Raw genomic sequence first — 21,200 nt, 5'->3', positions numbered from 1 at the left:
CAATAGTTGGCGAATAGCGTACGCTTGGGTCATCAACTGGACCATTGCGGGGATAAATCCGTTGGCAGGCGACCGCAACCCGTGGCGCGGCAAGTGGAAACCGGAAAAAATACCCACCCGGGCAAGTTTGCCGACAGCAATCGCCACCCGAGCTACCACATTCGCAGTAGGTAGTCACATGCTGGTAGTACCAAATAGGGCGCCGGCGCGCGGGTACCAAGTCAATACCGGGATCAGTCTACGCGTACCACCAGTCCCTTCAGGTACTCCCCCTCCGGATGGTAAAGGTTTACGGGGTGATCCGGCCCCTGCCCCAGTCGGTGGAGCACGCAGGCCGAGCGCCCGGCCTCCAGTCCGGCAGCCACGATAGTATCGTAAAACAGCTGGCGGTCCACCACTCGGCTGCAGCTGAAGGTGAAGAGGAGTCCGCCCGGCTTAAGCGCGCGCATGGCGCGGGCGTTCAACCGCTTGTAGGCCTGTACGGCCTTGTGCCGGCGATGCTTGTTTTTGGCGTAGGCGGGTGGGTCGACGATGATAATGTCGTAGCTACGATCCTCCGCGTTTTCCTTTAACCACTCCATGACGTCGGCGGTGTGGCTCTCGTGGCGGTCTGCGAAATCTCCGTTCAGCGCAACGTTGGTATCGGTCAGTTGGATGGCTTTTTCGCTCAGGTCTACGCTTTGCACCCGCGCCGCGCCGCCCAAAAGCGCGTAGATCGAAAATCCGCCGGTGTAGGAAAAGGTATTCAGGACCACCTTATCCCGGGCGTAGCTACCAAGCAGCCAGCGGTTCTCGCGTTGGTCGAGGAAGAAACCGGTCTTCTGGCCCCCAGCCACGTCCACCCGAAAGCGGCGGCCGTTTTCCCGCACGGTCAGCTCGTCCACGGCCGTTCCGCCGAGCAGGCCATCCGTGAAGGTATTGGCGTAGCGTTCGGGCAGTACGGCAGCGCTTTTGTCGTACACGGTAGTGATCCCCGGGATGGCGGTAAGGAGGGTGTCGGCAATGAGCTGCCGCCGGTGGTGCATGGCGATGCTGTGGCATTGCACCACGGCCACCGCACCGTAGCGGTCGACGATCAGCCCCGGCAGTCCGTCGCCCGCCGCGTGCACCAGGCGGTAGGTATCGGTGAGCGGATCGGTGGTCAGCCCCAAGCCAGCGCGGAGATCCAGCGCCTTGCGGATGCGTTGCTCCACCAGGTCTTCTGGCGGTTCCTCCTTGCCGAAGTGCAACATGCGCACGCGGATGCTCCCCGCCTGGTAATGTCCGGTACCCAACATGTTTCCGGCGGAGTCGACCACTTTTACCGTGTTGCCGTCTTCCAAATCGGGATCCTCGCGGGCCACCGAGCCGGAGAAAAGCCAGGGGGAATAGCGGAGCAGGGCTCCCTCACGCCCTTTCTTCAGGGTGATCGTTTTCGTATTCATGGCGGCAAGGTAAGGCTACCCGGGCAGCAGCCGGCAGGTTGGTGGCCATCGAGGCCTCCCGGAGCAAAATGCTAAGACAAAGCTGCTGCATACTGGTACATCCGGCCGTCCCGTTACTACCTGCGAGCGTCCGGGGTGCCTATTGGTAGCCGGGCGCCTGCTTTATTCCACCAACCATCCTCCTCTTGTTAGGGGGTGATCGTTAAACCCAACATATGCAACTCGGCAACCTAAGCGGCGTGGTAACCCTCGCGCTGACGCTTCCCCTCTTAACCTTCGGCTGCAAGGAAGATCCGGCATCCCCCTCCGACGAAGGAAACGGCGCATTTCGGGTAGAAATAACCGATGCCCCCAGCGACGATGCCAATGTCAAGGGGGTTTTCGTGACCATCGCCGACATCCGGGTAGCCGGCGAATCGCTGGAGGCCTACACCGCTACCACCGTCGAGATCTCCGCCCTTACGAACGGTGCTACCGAGTTGCTGTACGCCGGAGAGCTGGCCGCGAAGAGCTACAATAAAATCGAGCTGGTGCTGGAAGACGGTCTCACCGCGGTAGCCGGTGGACCGGGCTGCTACTACGTCAACGAGGACAACCAGAAAGTCGCCCTGGAGGTGGCCGATGAAGGCGTCATTACCCTTACCGATTCCGGCTTCGAAATGGTGCAAAGCGGATCGGTGAATGCCGTCGTGGATTTCGATCTGCGCAAAGCCCTTGTACGTACCGGCGACGAAACCAAGCCCTACGCCTTTGCCGCAACAAACCGCTTAAACAATTCCCTGCGGGTGGTACAGAAGGACCGCACGGGCACCCTTTCGGGAACCGTAAGCCGGGATAGTCAGGCGGAAGGCGAAGTAGTGGTGTACGCTTACCAAAAGGGCACCTTCACCGCCAGCGAGGCGGAGGGCGACAGCGACGACGAGCTCTTCCTGAACGCCGTATCCAGCACGAAACTCAACACCAATAACGAATACACCCTGGCCTACCTGGAGGCGGGCTCGTACGAGCTGGTCGCCGTTTCCTACGAGGATACCGATGAAGACGGCCGACTGGAAATGCGCGGCCAGTTCAAGATATCGGCCATCGGCGAGCTGGACCTCGGCTTGCTGCAGGTAACCGCCAATTCTACCACTACAGCCGACTTTAAGGTCAGCTTCCTGCCCGGATAGGGGTTCGCGCTTCCGGCGCTAAGAGCCATAACTTGTTTCTTTCCAATAAGCGGGAGTCCCCTGCCGGTTTCGACCGACGGGGGCTCCTAATTTTTGGCCGCATGCTTCGGCCCGGCTTACCTTTCGGCGAAAACCATCGACTACCTCATTGTCGGCCAGGGATTGGCCGGAACCCTCATCGGCTACCGCCTGGAATGCGCCGGCCATTCGGTGCACTACATCGACGCACCGGAGCAAACGGCAGCGAGTGCGGTGGCCGCGGGCATCATTAACCCCATCACCGGTCGGCGCTTCGTCAAGAGTTGGCGGATCGACGACTTGCTTCCCGAAGCCCGGAAGCTCTACGCCGAGCTGGAACGCACCTTGGGCGTTCCCATCTGGCACGACATCCCGCTGGTACGCACCCTCTTCAACCGCGGCGACCAGAACGACTGGCTGGCGCGCTCCGGCGACCCGGGATACGATGATTACCTGGACGACGATCCCGCGCTGGGCGGCATTCCCGCCATCACTGAGCCGGCCTTTTCCTACGCTGGCGTTCGCCACTCCGCGCGGGTGGACGTGGCCTTGCTCGTCGAGCGGTTTCGAGCGCGGCTGCGGGGGGAGCAGCGCATTTCCGAGACTGCTCTGGACTACGGGGATTTGTCCGTCGGGGGCACTCGGATTAGCCTGGTTCTAGGCGACCGCACCCGCATCTACGATCGAGTGATCTTTTGCGAAGGGTGGCGGTCGCGCTCCAATCCCTGGTTCGGTGACCTACCCTACGGTGGAAACAAGGGGGAGGTGCTGATCGTGAAAACGGAGGCGCCGCTGCTCGATCGCTTATTTAAGCACCGCATCTTTCTCGTGCCCCAGAGCGACGACACCTACTGGGTGGGGGCCACGAGCCAAAACCTCTGGACCGACGAGGGGCCCACCCCGGATGCAAGGAAGTACCTAGAAGACCGGTTACGGGAGTTGATTACCGTACCGTACGAGATCGTCGACCACCGGGCGGCGGTACGACCGACCATCCGCGACCGGCGACCGGTAATCGGGGTCCACCCCGAGCATCCTACTCTGTGGATCTTCAACGGCCTGGGGACGAAGGGGGCTTCGCTGGCTCCGCTGGTGAGCCGGTGGCTCCTTGCCGCTTTGGCGGGTGATGCAGCGGTGCCGGGGGAGGTGGATTTGGGACGATTTGGGGGTTAGACATCGGATGTGTCAGGCCTGTCATTTTGACAGACATCGATGTGTCATGCGGTAGATTCTCCCGAAACCGCCCCAATCGGCAGCACAGCCAACGTCCCCAATACCATCAAAATGAACAGATCAAGTCGCAGTCCCAAGCAGGTATCCGGAATCAGGCCAAGCAGGGAGGCTAAAAACACCAAAACCCCACCCAACGTCATCGAGGGCAAAAAATACCCCCTCCCCCGCCGCTCCCCGAAGATGCCGGCAAAGATCATCGGTGCCAGCAGGGAAGTTCCCGCGAAGCTGGTTCGCGCCAACAACGCAAGTTGGTCTCCCGCGACGAGGCTGAACCCGAGCGCCGTTACCGCAAATACGACAATTCCCACCTTCGTCACCCGCAGCAATTGCCGGTCGTCTTCGGACCGCAGCAACGACCGCAGCTCCGTACCCAGCGCGAAGATCTGTGAATCGGCCGTGGAAATTGCGGCGGCCAGCAACCCGATCAGTACGAAGGCCGCCAGGGTGGGTGGCTGATCCACTACCAGCGCCCGGCTCAGGAACTCGAACGCCGTCAGGTCCGGATAGCGGATCGAGCCGTACAGCCCGATGAAGGCCGTAGGCAGAATGACGAAGATGGCAAATACCCCCACGCCGACGGCCATGCGGTACATGGCCCGGTCCGTCTCCATGATGGCCAGTCGGATACTTACCTGTGGCTGGGTGAAGGGGATCATCAGTATGGCCACCGCCGAGCCGATCAGGAATTGAGGAGTGAATAAACCGTTCGGCCCGGGTACGCTAAGCAATGCTGGCTCCCGTGCTTCCAAAGTAGTGTAGCCGGCCTCCAGCCCGCCCACGCTTTCCAGGCAACTCAACCCCACGATCCAGATCACCACGAGCAAGATCAGCCCTTGAATCGCATCGTTATAGATGATGGCCTTCAGTCCGCCCAGTTCGCTGTACAGCAGCATGATCGCTACCAGGAGCACCGACCAGCCCCACACCGGCATCAGCCCCGGAAAGGCAAGGGCTACGAAGTCGGACACCCCCTTGATCTGTATGGCTACGTAGGGTATGAGAAAAATGAATGCTCCGAAAAAGGCCACCGCTCCGGCCAGTCGGTTTCCGTACTGCCGGTTCATAAATCCGGCCATTCCCCAATAGCCCTGCCGCAGGGCTACCCGCCGGAAATGGTAGCCGATCCAGATCACCCCGAAGATCAATGCCATATCGCTCACCGCCAGGAAGTGCCAGGCCCCCACCCCGTGCACCCGGAAAAGATCCGGCATTCCGAGCAGCGTGAACGTACTGAAGAGCGTGGCCGCAAAGGTGAACAATCCCAATACGCTACTGAGGCTCCCTCCTGCCAGCAGGTAATCTTTACTGTCTTCGTTAATTCGGCGTTGCCATAGGGAAACGCCGATGAGCAGGGCTACATATACGCATCCGACGATGATCAGCGACTGCAGCATCGGTCAGGAAGCCTTTTCCTTTGCCTGTGTAAAGGCCCCGCCCCCCGGGTGCACCACCGTGGCAATGCCCGTAAGGATTACCATCACGATACATAAAGCGATTCCCGACCAAAGGGTGTACGGCATCCCGCCGACGGTAGGTTCGATCGTCCCGGCGGGCAGGAACAGCGGCGTGAAGGCTACCGTCATGATGACTACGGCCAGTACGCAACATGTTTTCCACCCCGGATTTTTGATCGACGCTGCCATGCCTGCCTGAATATACTATTTACATTTAAAGTCGCTGCAGGGTCAGCCCACCGTCGATCATGATCACCTGACCCGTTGAATAAGGAAAATCCCCCCGCACGAGTGCGGCCACCGCCCGCCCGACATCCTTGGGGTAGCCCCAGCGCGGTTGCAGCGTAAGCCCTTCCGCGATGAGGCGGTCGTACTTCTCGGTGACGACGCTGGTCATGTCGGTTTTGATGATGCCCGGCCGTAGCTCGTACACGGGAATTCCCTCCGCGGCCAACCGGGCGGCGAACAGCTGGGTCATCATTCCCATCCCCGCCTTCGACGTACAGTACTGGCCGCGGTTGGTACTCGCCACCGTAGCCGAGATCGATCCGACGTTGATGATGTAGGCCTGGAACCTGTCGTTTTCGGCACGGTCCGCCACCATCCTCCGGGCAATCGCCTGGGTCAGGAAAAAAGGCCCCTTCAGATTGATGTCCATTACCCGGTCGTAGCTGTGTTCCGACAGCTCCAACAAGTCGCTCCGTTCGCGCGGAGCCACCCCGGCGTTATTCACCAGCACGTTGAGGTGACCGAGTTTTCCGTAGGCCTCCTCCACGATGCGCGCCCGGTCTTGCGTATCGCCGATGTTGCCCTGCACGTAATGAACGTCCCGCTCGGACAAATCCCGTAGTTCCGCCAACAGGTCGAAGACCTCCGCTTCCGCCCGCACGCCGTTTAGGGCCACCTCGTAGTCCTGCGCGATCAACGCCCGCACGATGCCCAGTCCAATGCCGCGGCTCCCTCCGGTGACCAATGCTGTAGGATGCCTTGCCATCTGCTTTACTCCTTTAGGTCGTCAACCGGCAACATGCACCGCTGCTCCCAACTCTTTAGCCCGAGTTCCGCCAACTGTACGCCCTTTGCCCCTTCCAGTAAATCGTTGGGAAAAGGATCGTCCAGTACTACGTGCTTCAGGTACAGCTCCCACTGCACCTTGAAGGCATTTTCGTAGACTTCCTGCTCGGGTACCGTTGACCAGTCTTCGTAGAAGTCGATGGGCTGGGGAATGTCAGGGTTCCAGATGGGCTTAGGCGTGTTGCCGTAATGTTGAATGCGGCAGTCGCGTAATCCCGCCACGGCCGATCCCCGAGTACCGTCAACGTGTACAGTCAGGAGGTCGTCGCGCCGCACTCGGGTCACCCAGCTTGAATTGAACTGCGCCACTACCCCTCCCGCTAGTTCGAACACGGCGTAGGCCGCGTCGTCGGCCGTAGCCCGGTACGTTTCGCCCCGCTCGTCCACCCGTTCGGGAAGGTGGGTAGCGCCCAGGCAAAAGACGCTCTTCACGCTTCCAAAGAGGTTGTCCAGCACGTACCGCCAGTGACAGAGCATGTCCACCATGATCCCGCCGTCGTCTTCCTTTCGGTAGTTCCAGCTGGGGCGCTGGGCCGGAATGCTGGTGCCCTCGAAGACCCAGTAACCGAAGTCACCCCGCACGCTCAGGATCTCACCGAAAAATTCGGCTTCCATCAATCGCTTTAACTTGCGCAGGCCGGGCAGCCACAGTTTATCCTGCACTACGCCGTGCTTTACCCCCGCCGCTTTGGCGAGCCGGTAGAGGTCCAGCGCCTCTTCCAGACTGGTTCCGGTGGGCTTCTCGCAGTACACGTGCTTACCGGCCTCAATCGCCTTTTTCACGGCCCCGTAGCGTCGACCGGTGATCTGGGCGTCGAAGTAGATTGGGTAAGCGTCGTCCGAGAGAACCGCGTCCAGGTCCGTAGACATCCGCTCGATACCCGTCCGCTTACCGAGTGCCCGCAGTTTTTCCAGGTTCCGCCCCACCAGTATGGGCTCGGGGTAGATCGTCCCTCCCGCGGGCGTCCGCACGCCCCCCTGCTCCCGGATGGCCACGATCGAGCGCAATAGGTGTTGATTCGTCCCCATTCGTCCGGTGACCCCGTTCATGATGATCCCCACGGTGTGGCGTTGGGCCGGAGCCTCCGTTTCAGACATGGTAGCAGTTGTGTTTTTCAATGGATGTAGGAATAGCAGGTTGGAATATCAGGATTTTTCGCGGTAGGCTGCGAGGATCTCCTGCAGAAAGAAATCTTGGTCCTTGGCCCAGTGTGCATGCGAAAATATCTCCACCTCGTAGTAACCGGTGAAGCCGGCTGCCTCCACCCAGGAGCGGATGCGCGGCACGTCGATACACCCTTCCCCCATCAATCCCCGGTCGTTGAGCATATCCATGGTCGGCACCTTCCAGTCGCAGATATGAAACGCGTACAGGTTTCTTTGGGCGCCGGAGCGCAGGATCTGAGATTCCAATCCGTCGTCCCACCACAGATGGTAGACGTCCACCGCTATCCCCACGGCATCGTGATCGATTGCCTCCGCCAGCTCATTGGCCTGTGCCAGGGTATTGATGGCGGATCGGGTATCGGCGTACATCGGATGTAGGGGTTCGATGGCGAGCCGCACTCCGGTCTCCATGGCGTGTGGAATAAGTCGCTCAATGCCCGCCTGGATTTGCTTGCGGCTCTCGGTGAGGGATTGTCCTGGTTCCGCACCGCATACCAGTACCAGCAGCGGGGCCCCGATCTCGGCGGCTTCGTCCAGCATCTTTCGGTTAGCGGTCACTGCTTTCTCACGGGCCTCCCGGCTACGGTGGGGAAAAAAGCCCCCCCGCACGTAGCTCACTACCTCCACCGGTGACGCCGCCAGCAGTTTCCTGGCTTCCGGCAGACCGGTCGCCAGCGCGGCGTCCTGCCAGACACTGATGCCCCCCACCCCGGCGGCGGCGTACTTATCCAGTGCCGTTGCAAGCGACCAGGGCTTGGTGGTGATGGAGTGGATACAGAGACGGGACAAATCCTCGGGCATGACGGTGGAATTAGCGAACGCAGTCGTAGAAATGATAGTCCTGGCCGTTCCGTATTCGCCCGGCATAAAGCACTGCTTCCCGTGCGTGGTAGTCGCCCCACATACTGCTCTCGCCGTAAGGGACCTTAGCACCGGCATGTACGTAATCCCAACCGTTCGGTCGGTGGTAAATGCTGTGCAGGATAAGTCCCTGGTGCGCCGGATCGGTACTCAGGTAGGGTTCGGAGAGCAAGGTATTCAGGACAGTCAGTCCGGCCTGGAAGTAGCGTTGACCGGCCTCCGCATCCCGCTGCTCCAGGTAGCGGCCGAGCCGCAGTAGCCCCTGGCATCCGATGGCGGCGGCGGAACTGTCCACCGGCTCGAAGTCATTATAGGGATCGGCGGGTCGTTCGGTGTAGTCTCCGAGGCGGTGTAGTTGCGGAGCCCCCGTATCCCAGTAGGGAATGCCATCACTGGCGGTGTTGTCGATGTAGAAATCACAGGTGGCCCGGGCCGCCTTCAGGTAGATCGCCTCGATTTCCGCGAAGCCACCGTAGGGTTCGAGGTCGGCCGGATCGAGTTGCCGGAGGTATTCAAGCTGCTCCGGGAATCCGAGCATGGCCCAGGCGAGTCCCCGCGTCCAGGTAGTAAAGCCGGAAAAACCCTGCTGGGCGTTCGGGCAGCGGTAGTTACCATCGTTGACGTTGAAGATGCTCTCGTGGGCGGTGCGGCCCCACACGTCGTAACTGTCCCGACCCTCACCGTAGTAGATAGCGTATTTAGCGGTTGCCTTTCCGTGTTCGATAGCTCGCTGTAGCAGACTCGTGTTTAGGTCATTGTCCCCCATTACTGAATGACCAAGTTCATGACTTACGCACAGTGCCCTGACGGTCCGGATCGTATCCACGAAGAGGGAGTGCGGCCCGTTGAACGAATAGAGGTAGCCACCGCCCCCGTTGATCGGTGACCAGCGGCGCGCCTGCACCGCGCCGCTCACCTTAAGGGCCAATTCATAGAAATGCCGTTCCCAGTCTCGCTGCGGAATTTTTCCTTCCCGCGTCAGTCGTAGCAGATTCCCGTAGGTACTTACGTTGTTGAAGCCGTGATCGTGGACGCCGAAGTGGCTGACGTGACTGGCCATTTTTTCCAGCGTGCCCTGCCGGCCAATCTCCAGAAACTGTTTGTCCCCCGTGGCATCGAACTGCAAGATGGCTGAGCCGTACTCGAAGCCCTGCGTCCATTCGGTCCAACCGCGGGTCGTGTATTTACCGGCTTCCGTAAAGACGGGGGTCCCTTTACCGTGGTCGTAATTATCTTGGATCGCGAGCATCTTCCCGGCGGAATGCTGCCAGAATTGCTGCATCTTCGACTTGAGGTCTTGGAGAGTAAGGGTATCGTCAATTTGCATGAAAGACAAGGATTTCCCCGTCAAATTAGTGAACGAATAACTTTTCCTCGGTCCGTAGCGACGGCTTCAGCCGTCATGCTGCCTGCCTTCCCTTGTTCTGTAGTAAGCAGCCTGTCCACTGAAGTGGACGCTACGCGTAGCGACGGCTTCAGCCGTCTGGCTGCCAGCATCGACCGCCAAAGTAGCCCCGGTAGTTCACGGCCAGCATCACCAGCAGCCTGTCCACTGAAGTGGACGCTACGCGTAGCGACGGCTTTAGCCGTCTGGCTGCCTGCATCAACCGTCGTGGTAGCCCCGGTAGTTCACGGCCAGCATTGCTAGCAGCCTGTCGACTAAAGTGGACGTTACACGTCACGACGGCTTCAGCCGTCATGCTGCCCGCATCGACCGTCACGCGAGGCCGCAACAAAAAAGCCCCCCGATCACAGATCGGGAGGCTTAATTTTTACCGAATACAAGGTAGGGCAGAAATTTACTTCCCTTCCACCTCTTCGAACTCAACGTCCTGGACGTCGTCAGCACCACCGGTTCCGGTCTTACCGGTATTTCCGGCTCCGGCTTTAGCACCCGGATCACCGGCACCCGCGTCGGCGGTAGCTCCGGGCTCCTGCTGGGCCTGGTACATATCCTGACTGGCGGCGTTCCAGGCGGCGGTAAGGGCTTCGGTCGCTTTATCGATCTTGGCAATGTCCTCGGCCTTGTGGGCTTCACGCAGGTCGTTCAGGCTGCTCTCGATCGTCGCCTTTTTCTCGGCGGGAATCTTTTCACCGAACTCCTTGAGTTGCTTCTCGGTCTGGAAGACGAGCTGGTCGGCACCATTCAGCTTTTCGATCCGCTCGCGGGCTTCCTTGTCGGCTTCCTCGTTGGCGGCGGCTTCGGCCTTCATGCGCTCGATATCGTCCTTGCTCAGTCCGGTACCGGCCTCGATCTTGATCGACTGCTCCTTGCCCGTACCCTTATCCTTCGCGGTTACGCTGAGGATGCCGTTGGCGTCCATGTCGAAGGTCACTTCGATCTGGGGTACGCCGCGGGGGGCGGGGGGAATATCGCCGAGCACGAAGCGTCCGATGGGGCGGTTGTCCTTGGCCATCTGGCGGGCACCCTGGAGAACGTGGATTTCCACGCTGGGCTGGTTGTCGCTGGCGGTGGAATACACCTTGGACTTCTTAACCGGGATGGTGCTGTTCGACTCGATCACGGTGTCGAATACGCCTCCCATCGTCTCGATACCGAGGCTCAGCGGGGTGACGTCGAGGAGCAGTACGTCCTGCACGTCGCCACTCAGAACGCCACCCTGGATAGCGGCACCGATGGCAACCACTTCGTCGGGGTTCACGCTCTTGTTGGCCTTCTTGCCGAAGAACTTCTCGACGGCTTCCTGAATGGCGGGGATCCGGGTGGAACCACCGACCAGAATGACTTCGTCGATATCACTGTTGCTGGTACCGGCGTCGGCCATGGCCTTTTTACAGGGCTCGAGCGTACGCTGGACCAACTGGTCGGCCAGTTGCTCGAATTTCGCGCGGCTGATCTTGACGACCAGGTGCTTAGGCACACCGTCTACGGCCGTGATGAAGGGCAGATTGACTTCCGTTTCCATAGAGCTGGACAGCTCAATCTTAGCTTTCTCGGCGGCTTCCTTCAGGCGCTGGAGAGCCATGGGGTCCTTCTTCAGGTCCATATTCTCCTGCTTCTTGAACTCATCGGCCAGGAAGTCGATCAGGACGCGGTCGAAATCGTCACCACCCAGGTGGGTATCCCCGTTGGTCGACTTCACCTCGAATACCCCTTCACCCAGGTCGAGGATCGAGATATCGAACGTACCGCCACCGAGGTCATATACGGCGATGGTCATATCCTTGCTCCGCTTGTCCAGACCGTAAGCCAGGGCGGCCGCGGTGGGCTCGTTGATGATACGGCGCACGGTCAGACCGGCCACTTCACCGGCCTCTTTGGTGGCCTGACGTTGGGAGTCATTGAAGTAAGCCGGTACCGTTACTACGGCTTCGGTCACTTCGGTACCGAGAAAGTCCTCGGCAATTTTCTTCATTTTTTGGAGCACCATGGCGCTGATCTCCTGGGGCGTGTATTTACGTCCGTCGATCTCCACCTGTGCCAGGCCGTTGTCGCCCTTCACCACTTTATAGGCACTGCGGTCCACTTCGTCTTTTACTTCGTCGAAACGCTGTCCCATGTAGCGCTTAATGGATGCGACCGTCCGCGTGGGGTTGGTAATGGCCTGCCGCTTGGCGGGTTCCCCGATCTTGCGTTCGCCGGCATCCAGGAACGCCACGATCGAAGGCGTCGTGTTGCGGCCTTCGTCGTTATAGATCACGGTGGGCTCGTTGCCCTCCATTACTGCCACGCATGAGTTGGTCGTACCTAAGTCAATTCCAATAATCTTGCTCATACGATTGCTTTTGTAAATTTTAGCTGACAAAAAACTGTCGTCCCGAATAGTACAATCACCGTGCCACACCCCCGCGGTCGTCATTCCTGCCGCTTTTGCGGGCGTGGACGCAGGAGGCACGCAAATTGGCGGAACGAGGGATGGTTGAATTGCCATTATGGCAGCCCAACTGAACTCGTATAATCTTAATGGAGCGTATATCTTGAATTACCTTTCCCCCACCTACCTATGACCCGTCTCCATTCCTGAATTTTGACTGCCTGCCTAACCATAGGTACTACCCCCTATCGGCCCAACCCGCGCTCGAGTGGGCAGTGCCCATTACGGACCGTCACAACGGTATCAACTATAGTTTACCCTTTTTTAAAGTACCCCCGCCTGGCCATAGGGGAACCGGAGTCGTGGTTTCCCGCTACGACGCAGTCGGCAATCTTCGCTTTTCCGAACTTATCGGTCCCAGCAATCCTTCGAGCACCCTCGACATCACCCGCACTGACGCGAACACGCTTTATCTCACGACACCCTACGATGGTTCTCGGTGAATCCTTCCCGAGCCCGGGCCTATTGGAAAGTAAGGCCGTAATCGCCCGGATAGATCTTGGAAATCCATCCGTCGTGAAATCCGGACCACCCGTGTTTACCGCAGTTCCCAATCCTACCGGAGCGTACGTAAACGTTGCTTCGCCGGGCAGCACCTTTATCAACGCCCACCCCCTGTACCTGTAAGATAGCGGCGGACGCCTGACCCGAACCTACCCTCCTACTCGGGGCCGCACGGCGCGCAACCTGGACCTGACCGATTTATCATTCGGTTTCTACACCCTCGCCACCCGCGGATCGAAACCGACGGCTACCGGTAGGATCGTGAATAGCCAGTCGCATCCGACCAGGATAGACGGGCAAGATCGACCTGGTGGTCAAGGACAGAAGTTTGGACGGGCTACAACCTGCCTCTGTGGCGTGCTAGGTCCCCCCTCCTTCGATCCTCAATTACTAGTCCGCTTCACCGGAGGATAATCTAAAATGCCCGTTCCACTGCCGAAGACCTTCGGTAGTGGAACGGGCATTTGTACAAAAGACGGGGAGGCTACTGAACTACGACACGCAAAGCCTGCACCAGATGGCCCTCCGCACTGCGGAGGGTAGCGAAGTAGGAACCGGCTTCGAGGTCGCCCGTTTCAATGAAATATTGCTGGCGGTTTCCGTTTAGCTCGACCGCCATCTCCCGGCGCAATTGGCCTAGCTGATTAAAGATGAGGAGCCGGCCACGGAAAAACTCGTCGGCGTTCACTTCGTAAACCAACCGTTCACCGCCTCCGACGGGATTGGGGAAGAGCCGCCCCGCGAAGCCTTCCGGCAAAAAGGTTTGTACCCCGACCAGCTGCCCGCGTACGAGTCGTACGGTGCTGGCTTCCCCGGGTCGGTAGTTGCTTCCATCGCTGGCGAGCACGCGATGGTACACGGTCGCCGAATCGGAAGTCGCCACGCCCGCGCTGTCCAGTAGTACGTCCACCGTTCCGATCGTAGTCGTAAAGAAGGTATCCTGACCGGTGTTTGCCGCGAAGAGCACGTCTTCGAAATCCTCGTCCGTAGCGAGCTGCCAGATATATACAACGGTATCGCCACTCGGATCGGTAGCCGGAGAATAACTTACCCGAAACTCCTGGCTGCTATTGCCCTCCAGGGTCAGCGTGTCACCATTGGCCGGGGAAAGGATCGAACTCATACTGGGAGCCAGGTTCAGTTCCCCCAGCATCTGGCCCCGCGCTTCTCCGCTCCGTACCATCGTGGTGTGGATGTTGGCGTAAAGCAATCCCATCCTGAGGGTGTCCACCTGCTCGGGGGTCAGGGCGAAGGTGTTGGAGTCCACTAAGAAGGTCGCCGACTTCAGATCGGGGGCAGGATCGGCGTTCAGGGAAACTCTGATCGATCCATTCCGCCCGGCACCGCCCACGTGTAGATGGGCACCCCCCATAACGGTGGCATCGAAGTCACCCTCCAGCATGGTGACGCTTCCGGAAACCCGCAGGGTCGTATCGATGAGCTCGGCCTTCAGTCCGCCCTGGGCCGTGGTCATTACGTACGCGGGTTCGTTCATGCCGGAGAAGGTCGTGTGAAAATAGGATCCGGCCAGCGGCAGCATTTGCCCCCGGATCGCTCCGGCCCGGTGTTCCTCCGTATGGACGTTGGCGTAGATCATCCGGGAACGGAGGGTGTCCAGCAAGCCGCTGCTGAGTTGAATGCGGTTGCTGTCCGCCAGCACCGTGCCGCGGCGATTGTCATTGGCGATCTCAGTATTGATGGGTGCGACGATCGAGCCGTTCGATCCGGCAATGGCGGCGTGCAGGTGCATACCTCCGTCCACGTTGGCGGCGAAATCGCTTTCCAATCCAGCGAAGGATCCGACCAGGGTAACCGTAGAGTCGACCACCTCCCCCGCTACCATACCGGTAGCATCGGTCACCACGCCTCCGGGCTGACTGGCTCCCGACAAGGGGGCCAGGAAGTAGCTCTCCGCTTCGGCCAGCAGGCTACCGCGAATCTCACCGTCGGGGTAATCCAGGGAGTGAATATTAGCATAGAAGAAGCGGTCGGTCAGCGTATCGGCCCGTCCGCCACTCAGCATGAAGTGGTTGTCTTCGGGGAGATACACTCCGGCCGTGTCGGTATCGGGCTGATTCGCTGAGAGGGGATAGATCACCCGGCCACTCTGTCCGGGATAGCCGGCGTGCAGGTGCGAACCGCCGTCGATAACGGTATTCAGGTCGCTCATCAGTCCCTGGAAGCTTCCCGTCGCGACGATGTGTTCCCCCCGCCATTCCACCTTTACCATGCCCCTTCCGGTGGAGACCACCGACGGGATTTGCTGGTTCCCATTCAGGAAGGCGGTAAATACGGCCTGGCTTTCCGGCAGCATCTGGCCGCGGATTTCCCCGGGGTTATGCTCCATAGTGTGAATATTGAGGTAAATACCGCGGTTCACCAGCTGTTCGAGTTGGCTCGCATTCGGTTTGTAGACATTATCTGCCAGTTGGAAACTTCCCTCCTGCGCTCCGGCGCCCAAAGTGAGTCCCAACGGAATGATCACCGCTCCGTTCTGCCCCGCCCAGGCGGTGTGCAAATGGGCGCCCCCCGAGATAGCGGTAGCCACGGGGCTTTCCAGTCCGGCGAACGAGCCGATCACCTGCAGGCTATCCCCGACGAAGTGGCCCAGCACCTGTCCGGAAGCGCCACTGGTCACCACCGGCCACTCGTTAGCGCCGGAAAGGTGAGCGCGGAAGAGGATGGTCGCGGGGGGCAGTACTTGGCCGCGGATTTCTCCCCGGGGGTAAGTGCCACTGTGAATATTGGCGTAGTAACGTCCCGCCAGCAGGGCTTCTAACTGGGTCTCGGTGAGCGTAAAGGTGTTGGCCTCCGCGTTAAAGGTGCCGCTTCGGTTACCGCTATCCGCATCAAGGCTGGCGGATAATTCAATGTCGATGCCCCCGTTTTGTCCCGGCAGGCCCAGGTGAAGGTGGGCACCGCCGCGCGTACGGGTCGCCAGCGTATCGCTGAGCCCGGTGAAGGAACCGGAAACCGTCAACTGATTACCGTCGAGGGCTAAGAGCAGGGCGCCGCGCGCGGGAGAAATGATGGAAGGAACTTCGTTACTCCCGAAAAGATTGACGTAGAAATAGCGTTCAAAATCATCTTCGACCACGTCACCACGAATCTCCCCCATGGGATAGTTTCGGGTATGAACGTTAACGTAGGCGTGCCCCGGTTGCAGGGATTGGTAATCCGCGCTACTGACCGTGAACGTGTTGTCTTCGGCTTCAAAGGTTCCGGAAAGGGAATCCGCGCTGAGGGTCGGCACCAGGTCGATGCGGATGCCTCCGTTTCGCCCCGGATAGGCTACGTGAATGTGCGCTCCTCCGCGAATTTCAGTGGCGACGGGCGAACTTAGCCCCTGGAAGGAGCCCGTGACGACCAGTTGACCTTCGTCACCGTCGTCGAACGTCCAGTCGAGTTCGACCGAACCGCTTGCCGTGGTCACTACCGGTATCGCTTCCTGCTGTCCGCTGAGGAAGGCCCGGCCGTCCCGCGCCTCCTGCGCCGATAGGGCCGAAGCAAAGAGGATGAGCAATAGGGGGATTAGTTGGGTAAAGGTCTTTCGTTTCATATATATGGTAGTTGCATGATCTCCCGCCCATGCGCGGGGACAGTGGTGCATGGAATGCCCCGGCAAAATTTATGCTACGCCGGGACAAAGTGTAAATTATTGAATAGCAGGGAGTTTCCGGAAAAAAGATTGGGGGCTTTTCAATAGCGCTTTTTGGCAATCTTGTTGTAGGTGATTTGCCGTTGCGCATCGGATTTGAATCGGCCCACTTCCTCCTGGCGTAGTGCCTGGTGCTTGGTTTTTCTTCCCTGGACCCGGGCCCGCCACCTCCGCCAGCTGCCCGGTTTCAACTCGCGTTGCATCAGGCGGATGACGTCGGCTTCCGTCAGGCCGAATTGGTATTCGATGGCGGCAAAGGGAGTACGGTCCTCCCAGGCCATTTCGATGATGCGGTCGATGTCGCGTAAGCTCAGCTCCTTATCCATACCGGTGGAATGACGGAGCAGGCGGAAGGTTGCGGATTTATCCCCACAATTCAAGCCAGGCCTTAAGGTCTTGCCCGCCGGTGCTCCGCCAGGTGATCGAGGTAAAGGATGCCATTGAGGTGGTCCACTTCGTGCTGGAAAATCACGGCGGTAAAATCGGAAATGGTTTCCCGGGCGTGGCTGCCGTCCATTTTGTCGTACTCCAGGACGATCGTCTGAGCTCGTTCGCACTCCGCGCTGCGGTTGGGTATGGACAAACATCCCTCCCGGTTGATCTGCTTTTCAGCGGAATATTCGACGATTTCGGGGTTCAGGTAAACCTCGAAGGGCATATCCTCCTCCGTTTTGTCCAGCCGCTGCACCCAAATGATATTCTTCAGGATGCCTACCTGCGGTGCCGCGATGCCAAGTCCGAGCGACTGGCTGTCGCGCACGGTAGCGTAGAGCCGGTCCACAAAGAGCTCGAGCAGCGGATCGTCCTTATCGACCCGCACCGGCTTACTAGCCGTGCGCAATAGCACGGAGTCCGATTCGCTGGTAATCTTGAACACCCGCATCGGCGTTTGGGCGTCCCCGTTGCGGATCATCACCTGTTGGTCCTCGGTGAAACCGGCGGGGCTGACGGTGGCGCAACCGGTGAGGAGGAGGAGCCAGAAGCCGGCCAGGATCGTGCAGCATAGCTTACCCATACGGAGGTTCGGATTTATATGATCGTAAGGTAGGCCGCGGACGGAAAAGTCACCAAAAAAGAAGGGCCGCCAATGGATGGCAGCCCTTCCTGAAGCATGCAATTTGTTCTAGTTTTCTTGTTTCACCGCCAGCACGTAGGCCGCATAGGGTCCGAGATTCAGGATGATGCGGTGTGCCCGGCCGTCCTGTGCCACCGCTTCGGTCGCAATATCCTCGTAGGTGGGTGCGTCGACGTTGTGGTCACTGTAGCCGGACCAGTCGCTGTTAAACAACAGCTTGAAGCGGGCGGGTGCTTCCACGCCGACGGCGTATCCATCGAAGGTGGTGTTACTGAAGTTCAGCACGACCAGCACCCCATCCCGGGATGGATCGTCGTACCAGCGCAGGTAGGCCAGTACTTTATCCTGGTCGTCGGCGGCAAGTATGTGGGTATGCTGCCCCTGCAGGCCCCGGGTATTTCCTTCCAGATTGCGGCGAATATGGATGAGGTCACGGTACATATCACGCATACCCCCGAATTTTTTCAGCCGCGTCCAGTCCAGCGGATCCTGGTCGCTGAACCACTTGTCTTCCAGCAGCGCCTGCCCCTGGAACAGCATCGGGATGCCCGGTGCGGTTAGGGTCATGGCGGCACCGAGGGCGGCACGCTTTACGCTGTAGTAATTATCGACCTTACCATCCTCGCCGGCGATTTCCTCTACTACCCGGGCGCGGCCGTTGGATACCTCGTCGTGGCTTTCCGTGTAGACCGTCCGGTTGAAGGCATCCCCCGAGTAGCGACGTAGTAGCGCGTGCTGCAGGGATTCCATGCTGCGGTGGCTGTCCTCTCCCGTGATGATAGCTTCCCGTACGGGATGGACGAAGTCGCCGTCCCACTGGGTACCGAAGCCGCAACCACCGTCTTCCGGGGCGTCGGTCACGAAGGCGTTGCCGTGCAGGTCTTCGGCTACGGTAATTTTGTGGGGATACTTTTCGCGGATGGAGGAATTGATCCAGCGCAGCAGGCTGTACCCTTCGTCCAGCCGGTCGTCGTCGCTCTCTCCGCCGCTGACGTGACGCATGTAGGGGATCATATCCATGCGGAGTCCGTCACAGCGAAACTCCTCCAACCACATCATGGCGTTGTCGTGTAGGTAGGTGCGTACTTCCGCGCGGCCGTAGTCGGGACGGGTATCGCCCCAGGGGGTGCTGCTGCGCCAGTCGTTGTAGAAGTAGATGCCGCCTTTGTCGTTTTCGCTCCAGCCGTCGATCTGCCAGAGGGCGAGGTCGCTGGGGCCGAAGTGGTTGTATACGACGTCGAGTACAATGGCGATACCCTGCTCGTGGGCGGCCTTGACCAGCCGTTTCAGGCCGTCGGGACCGCCGTAAGCTTCCTCGACGGCGAAGGGGTGTGCCGGATTATAGCCCCAGCTGAAGTCGCCGGCAAACTCACATACGGGCATGACGTGAATGCAGTTAATGCCCAGGTCCACCAGGAAGTCGAGCCGCTGGATGACGGAGTCGAAGGTACCGGGACGACCCTTTTCCTTCACATTAAAGGTGCCGACGTGCAGTTCGTAGATGACCAGCTCGTTCCAGCCCGGCATGGTGAAATCATCGTCTTCCCAGTCGAAGTCATCGGCGTAGACGATGGAGTTCCCCACCGAGTTGGTCACGCGGCGGGCGCGGGGATCGGTACGCTGCCGGGTTTCGCCGTCGGCACCGACGATCACGAATTGGTATTCGCTTCCGGGCTTGACGCCGGATACCAGCCCGGACCATTCCCCCGAGCCGTCATCGGCAGGTTCCAGGGGGGTACCTTTCTTTTTCCATTTGTTGAAATCACCGGTGACGGCGACGGATTTGGCGTGGGGTGCCCAGATGCTGAAGTGGACGGCACCGTCCACGATAGTGGCACCGAGTGGCGCCTTGGAAGTTTCAATCATAAAGTAGATAACCCGCGCGGAAATACGCGTGTTCCGGCCGGGAGAAAATTGATTGTTGGCGATAGGATCGGCCCGATTGTTTCCGGTCAGGCCGGGCCCCCGCGCTCCGGCGCCCGAACGGGTATTCCGGGAAAGCCGCGGGCGTTTTGTTTCTTGTGTGCTTTGCCTTACGTATGAAAGATCTCCAGAAAAACCTCGCCCTGCTCGCCGGTCCGCTGGCGTTCGTCCTGGTGCGTACCGTATACCACCCGGCCGATCTGAGCGCGGAGGCGAACGCGGTGCTGGCCTGTACCATGTGGGTAGCGATCTGGTGGATTTTCGAGGTCATCCCGATCAGCGCGACGGCCCTGCTGCCACTGGTCCTGTTTCCACTGACGGGCGCCGGGGCGCTGGAAGCAACGGCCTCGGCCTACGGACATAAATTCGTTTTCCTCTATCTGGGCGGCTTCATCCTGGCCATCGGCATCGAACGCTGGAACCTGCACCGGCGCATCGCGCTGAACATCATCACCCTTTCGGGCACGAGCATTTCGCGGATCATCCTTGGCTTCATGCTGGCTACGGCCCTGCTATCCATGTGGATCTCCAACACCGCCACTTCCGTCATGATGCTGCCCATCGGCCTGGCGATCGTAACCCAGCTACGCGACAATCCGGAAACCGAGGAAGATGAGAACCAGCGCTTCGGCAAAAGCCTGATGCTGGCCATTGCGTACTCCGCCTCCATCGGGGGGATCGCCTCCCTCATCGGCACCCCGCCGAACCTGGTCTTGGCCGGGGTGGTGGAAGAAACCTTCGGGATCGAGATCACCTTCGCCCAGTGGCTGAAGTTCGGCGTACCCGTGTCCGCTACCCTGCTGTTGGTTTGCTGGTTCTACCTTACCCGGATTGCCTTTCCCTTCGAGCGGGGCGACTTCCCGGGGGGGCGCCAGGAGATCCGCCGGCTACTGCGGGAGCTCGGACCGATGCGCTACGAGGAGCGGGTGGTGCTGATCGTCTTCGTCACCACCGCGCTCCTTTGGATCCTGCGGTCGTTGATCCTGACCCGTTTCCTGCCCGCCCTGGACGATACCATTATCGCCATCGCGGCCGGTCTGGTGCTCTTCCTGATCCCCACCAAAAATCGGGAACGCATGCTGCTTACCTGGGAAGAGGCCGTACAGCTACCCTGGGGCATCATTCTGTTGTTCGGCGGCGGACTCGCCCTGGCCGGTGGCTTCGAAACCAGCGGACTTGCCGCCTGGATCGCCGGACGCCTTGCCCTGCTCGACGGCATGAGTCTGTTCGTGCTGTTACTAATCATCGTCGCCAGCGTCAATTTCCTCACCGAGATCACGTCTAACCTGGCTACCACGGCCATGCTGCTTCCCGTCCTGGCTCCTATGGCGCTCACCCTGAACGTCAATCCGTTCATCCTGCTAGTCGGCGCGACGGTTGCCGCTTCCTGCGCTTTCATGCTCCCCGTGGCCACGCCCCCGAACGCCGTCGTCTTCGGCTCCGGCTATCTCCGCATTCCGGATATGGTTCGCCGTGGCATCTGGATGAACGTAGCGTCCATTCTCATCATCCTGCTGTTCGTCTACTTCCTCCTCCCCTGGCTATGGGACTTCGATCCGTTCACTTTCCCCGCCAGGCTGGAAGAAGACATCAGCGGATAGGGTAAGCCGCTCCTAAAACACTACCCGACTAAAAGACTAAAAGACTAACGAACTAACAGACTACCCGACTAAAAGACTAAAGAACTAAAAGACTAACAGACTACTCCCTACAAGACCACCCCCAACCCGGGAGCGAAGCGACCGACAAAGGAGCGCACTAAATGACTAAAAGACTAACGAACTAAAAGACTACCCGACTAAAA

Annotated in this window: 15 protein-coding genes; 3 read left to right on the top strand and 12 right to left on the bottom strand. The window is 59.5% G+C overall.

All coding sequences use genetic code 11. The features are described 5' to 3' along the window. Positions 1–233 precede the first annotated feature (233 nt). The gene (locus CLV84_RS15495) at positions 234–1,424 is read right to left on the bottom strand and encodes a class I SAM-dependent rRNA methyltransferase (protein WP_104420674.1); all 1,191 of its coding nucleotides are present in this window, start codon (positions 1,422–1,424) and stop codon (positions 234–236) included. A 215-nt stretch (positions 1,425–1,639) separates the two neighbouring features. Between CLV84_RS15495 and CLV84_RS15490 the strand changes: the two genes are divergently transcribed. Both CLV84_RS15490 and CLV84_RS15485 read left to right on the top strand, forming a co-directional pair. Further along, a complete protein-coding gene (locus CLV84_RS15490) occupies positions 1,640–2,593 on the top strand; it encodes a DUF4382 domain-containing protein (protein ID WP_104420673.1) in 954 nt (317 codons plus the stop codon). A 93-nt stretch (positions 2,594–2,686) separates the two neighbouring features. Next, a complete protein-coding gene (locus CLV84_RS15485; protein ID WP_245911530.1) occupies positions 2,687–3,784 on the top strand; it encodes an NAD(P)/FAD-dependent oxidoreductase in 1,098 nt (365 codons plus the stop codon). 44 nt (positions 3,785–3,828) lie between these two features. On the opposite strand, the gene CLV84_RS15480 is transcribed toward CLV84_RS15485, so the two are convergent. From CLV84_RS15480 to CLV84_RS15425, 11 genes are all read right to left on the bottom strand, one after another. Further along, positions 3,829–5,238, bottom strand: coding sequence for a sodium:solute symporter family protein (locus tag CLV84_RS15480; RefSeq protein ID WP_104420672.1), 1,410 nt, complete (start codon positions 5,236–5,238; stop codon positions 3,829–3,831). A 3-nt stretch (positions 5,239–5,241) separates the two neighbouring features. Further along, entirely contained in the window at positions 5,242–5,487 is a 246-nt protein-coding gene (locus CLV84_RS15475; RefSeq protein ID WP_104420671.1) for a hypothetical protein, read from the bottom strand. A 25-nt stretch (positions 5,488–5,512) separates the two neighbouring features. Then, the gene (locus CLV84_RS15470) at positions 5,513–6,292 is read right to left on the bottom strand and encodes a 3-ketoacyl-ACP reductase (protein ID WP_104420670.1); all 780 of its coding nucleotides are present in this window, start codon (positions 6,290–6,292) and stop codon (positions 5,513–5,515) included. Between the two features lie 5 nt (positions 6,293–6,297). Further along, on the bottom strand, positions 6,298–7,470 hold the full coding sequence (locus CLV84_RS15465) for a Gfo/Idh/MocA family protein (RefSeq protein WP_104420669.1): 1,173 nt from the start codon (positions 7,468–7,470) through the stop codon (positions 6,298–6,300). 48 nt (positions 7,471–7,518) lie between these two features. Continuing rightward, a complete protein-coding gene (locus CLV84_RS15460) occupies positions 7,519–8,340 on the bottom strand; it encodes a sugar phosphate isomerase/epimerase family protein (protein WP_104420668.1) in 822 nt (273 codons plus the stop codon). A gap of 10 nt (positions 8,341–8,350) precedes the next feature. Then, positions 8,351–9,727, bottom strand: a complete 1,377-nt coding sequence (locus CLV84_RS15455) for a glycosyl hydrolase (RefSeq protein WP_104420667.1) — start codon at positions 9,725–9,727, stop codon at positions 8,351–8,353. Positions 9,728–10,199: 472 nt separating this feature from the next. Continuing rightward, a complete protein-coding gene (gene dnaK / locus CLV84_RS15450) occupies positions 10,200–12,137 on the bottom strand; it encodes a molecular chaperone DnaK (protein WP_104420666.1) in 1,938 nt (645 codons plus the stop codon). Positions 12,138–13,224: 1,087 nt separating this feature from the next. After that, positions 13,225–16,299 (bottom strand): CHRD domain-containing protein, encoded by a 3,075-nt coding sequence (locus tag CLV84_RS15440; RefSeq protein WP_170067727.1) that lies wholly within the window; start codon positions 16,297–16,299, stop codon positions 13,225–13,227. A 140-nt stretch (positions 16,300–16,439) separates the two neighbouring features. Then, on the bottom strand, positions 16,440–16,724 hold the full coding sequence (locus CLV84_RS15435; RefSeq protein WP_104420663.1) for a TIGR03643 family protein: 285 nt from the start codon (positions 16,722–16,724) through the stop codon (positions 16,440–16,442). A 62-nt stretch (positions 16,725–16,786) separates the two neighbouring features. Next, positions 16,787–17,413, bottom strand: coding sequence for a peptide deformylase (def, locus tag CLV84_RS15430; protein WP_104420662.1), 627 nt, complete (start codon positions 17,411–17,413; stop codon positions 16,787–16,789). Positions 17,414–17,521: 108 nt separating this feature from the next. Further along, complete coding sequence (locus CLV84_RS15425; RefSeq protein ID WP_104420661.1) at positions 17,522–19,339, bottom strand: alpha-amylase family glycosyl hydrolase; 1,818 nt, start codon at positions 19,337–19,339, stop codon at positions 17,522–17,524. Between the two features lie 173 nt (positions 19,340–19,512). On the opposite strand from CLV84_RS15425, the gene CLV84_RS15420 reads away from it, so the two are divergent. Further along, entirely contained in the window at positions 19,513–20,997 is a 1,485-nt protein-coding gene (locus tag CLV84_RS15420; protein WP_104420660.1) for an SLC13 family permease, read from the top strand. Positions 20,998–21,200: the final 203 nt, after the last annotated feature.

It is taken from the genome of Neolewinella xylanilytica, assembly GCF_002934605.1.
GTDB classification, from domain to species: domain Bacteria; phylum Bacteroidota; class Bacteroidia; order Chitinophagales; family Saprospiraceae; genus Neolewinella; species Neolewinella xylanilytica.
The sequence above is the reverse complement of the archived record's forward strand: the minus strand, read 5'-3'. Positions and strand labels throughout refer to the sequence as shown.

Excerpts from the sequence above, each read along its gene's own strand:
- CLV84_RS15435 (WP_104420663.1), bottom strand. The coding sequence starts at position 16,724 with ATGGATAAGGAGCTGAGCTTACGCGACATCGACCGCATCATCGAAATG.
- dnaK (WP_104420666.1), bottom strand. The coding sequence starts at position 12,137 with ATGAGCAAGATTATTGGAATTGACTTAGGTACGACCAACTCATGCGTG.
- CLV84_RS15440 (WP_170067727.1), bottom strand. The coding sequence starts at position 16,299 with ATGAAACGAAAGACCTTTACCCAACTAATCCCCCTATTGCTCATCCTC.
- CLV84_RS15460 (WP_104420668.1), bottom strand. The coding sequence starts at position 8,340 with ATGCCCGAGGATTTGTCCCGTCTCTGTATCCACTCCATCACCACCAAG.
- CLV84_RS15470 (WP_104420670.1), bottom strand. The coding sequence starts at position 6,292 with ATGGCAAGGCATCCTACAGCATTGGTCACCGGAGGGAGCCGCGGCATT.
- CLV84_RS15495 (WP_104420674.1), bottom strand. The coding sequence starts at position 1,424 with ATGAATACGAAAACGATCACCCTGAAGAAAGGGCGTGAGGGAGCCCTG.
- CLV84_RS15425 (WP_104420661.1), bottom strand. The coding sequence starts at position 19,339 with ATGATTGAAACTTCCAAGGCGCCACTCGGTGCCACTATCGTGGACGGT.
- CLV84_RS15465 (WP_104420669.1), bottom strand. The coding sequence starts at position 7,470 with ATGTCTGAAACGGAGGCTCCGGCCCAACGCCACACCGTGGGGATCATC.
- CLV84_RS15455 (WP_104420667.1), bottom strand. The coding sequence starts at position 9,727 with ATGCAAATTGACGATACCCTTACTCTCCAAGACCTCAAGTCGAAGATG.
- def (WP_104420662.1), bottom strand. The coding sequence starts at position 17,413 with ATGGGTAAGCTATGCTGCACGATCCTGGCCGGCTTCTGGCTCCTCCTC.
- CLV84_RS15480 (WP_104420672.1), bottom strand. The coding sequence starts at position 5,238 with ATGCTGCAGTCGCTGATCATCGTCGGATGCGTATATGTAGCCCTGCTC.
- CLV84_RS15490 (WP_104420673.1), top strand. The coding sequence starts at position 1,640 with ATGCAACTCGGCAACCTAAGCGGCGTGGTAACCCTCGCGCTGACGCTT.
- CLV84_RS15475 (WP_104420671.1), bottom strand. The coding sequence starts at position 5,487 with ATGGCAGCGTCGATCAAAAATCCGGGGTGGAAAACATGTTGCGTACTG.
- CLV84_RS15420 (WP_104420660.1), top strand. The coding sequence starts at position 19,513 with ATGAAAGATCTCCAGAAAAACCTCGCCCTGCTCGCCGGTCCGCTGGCG.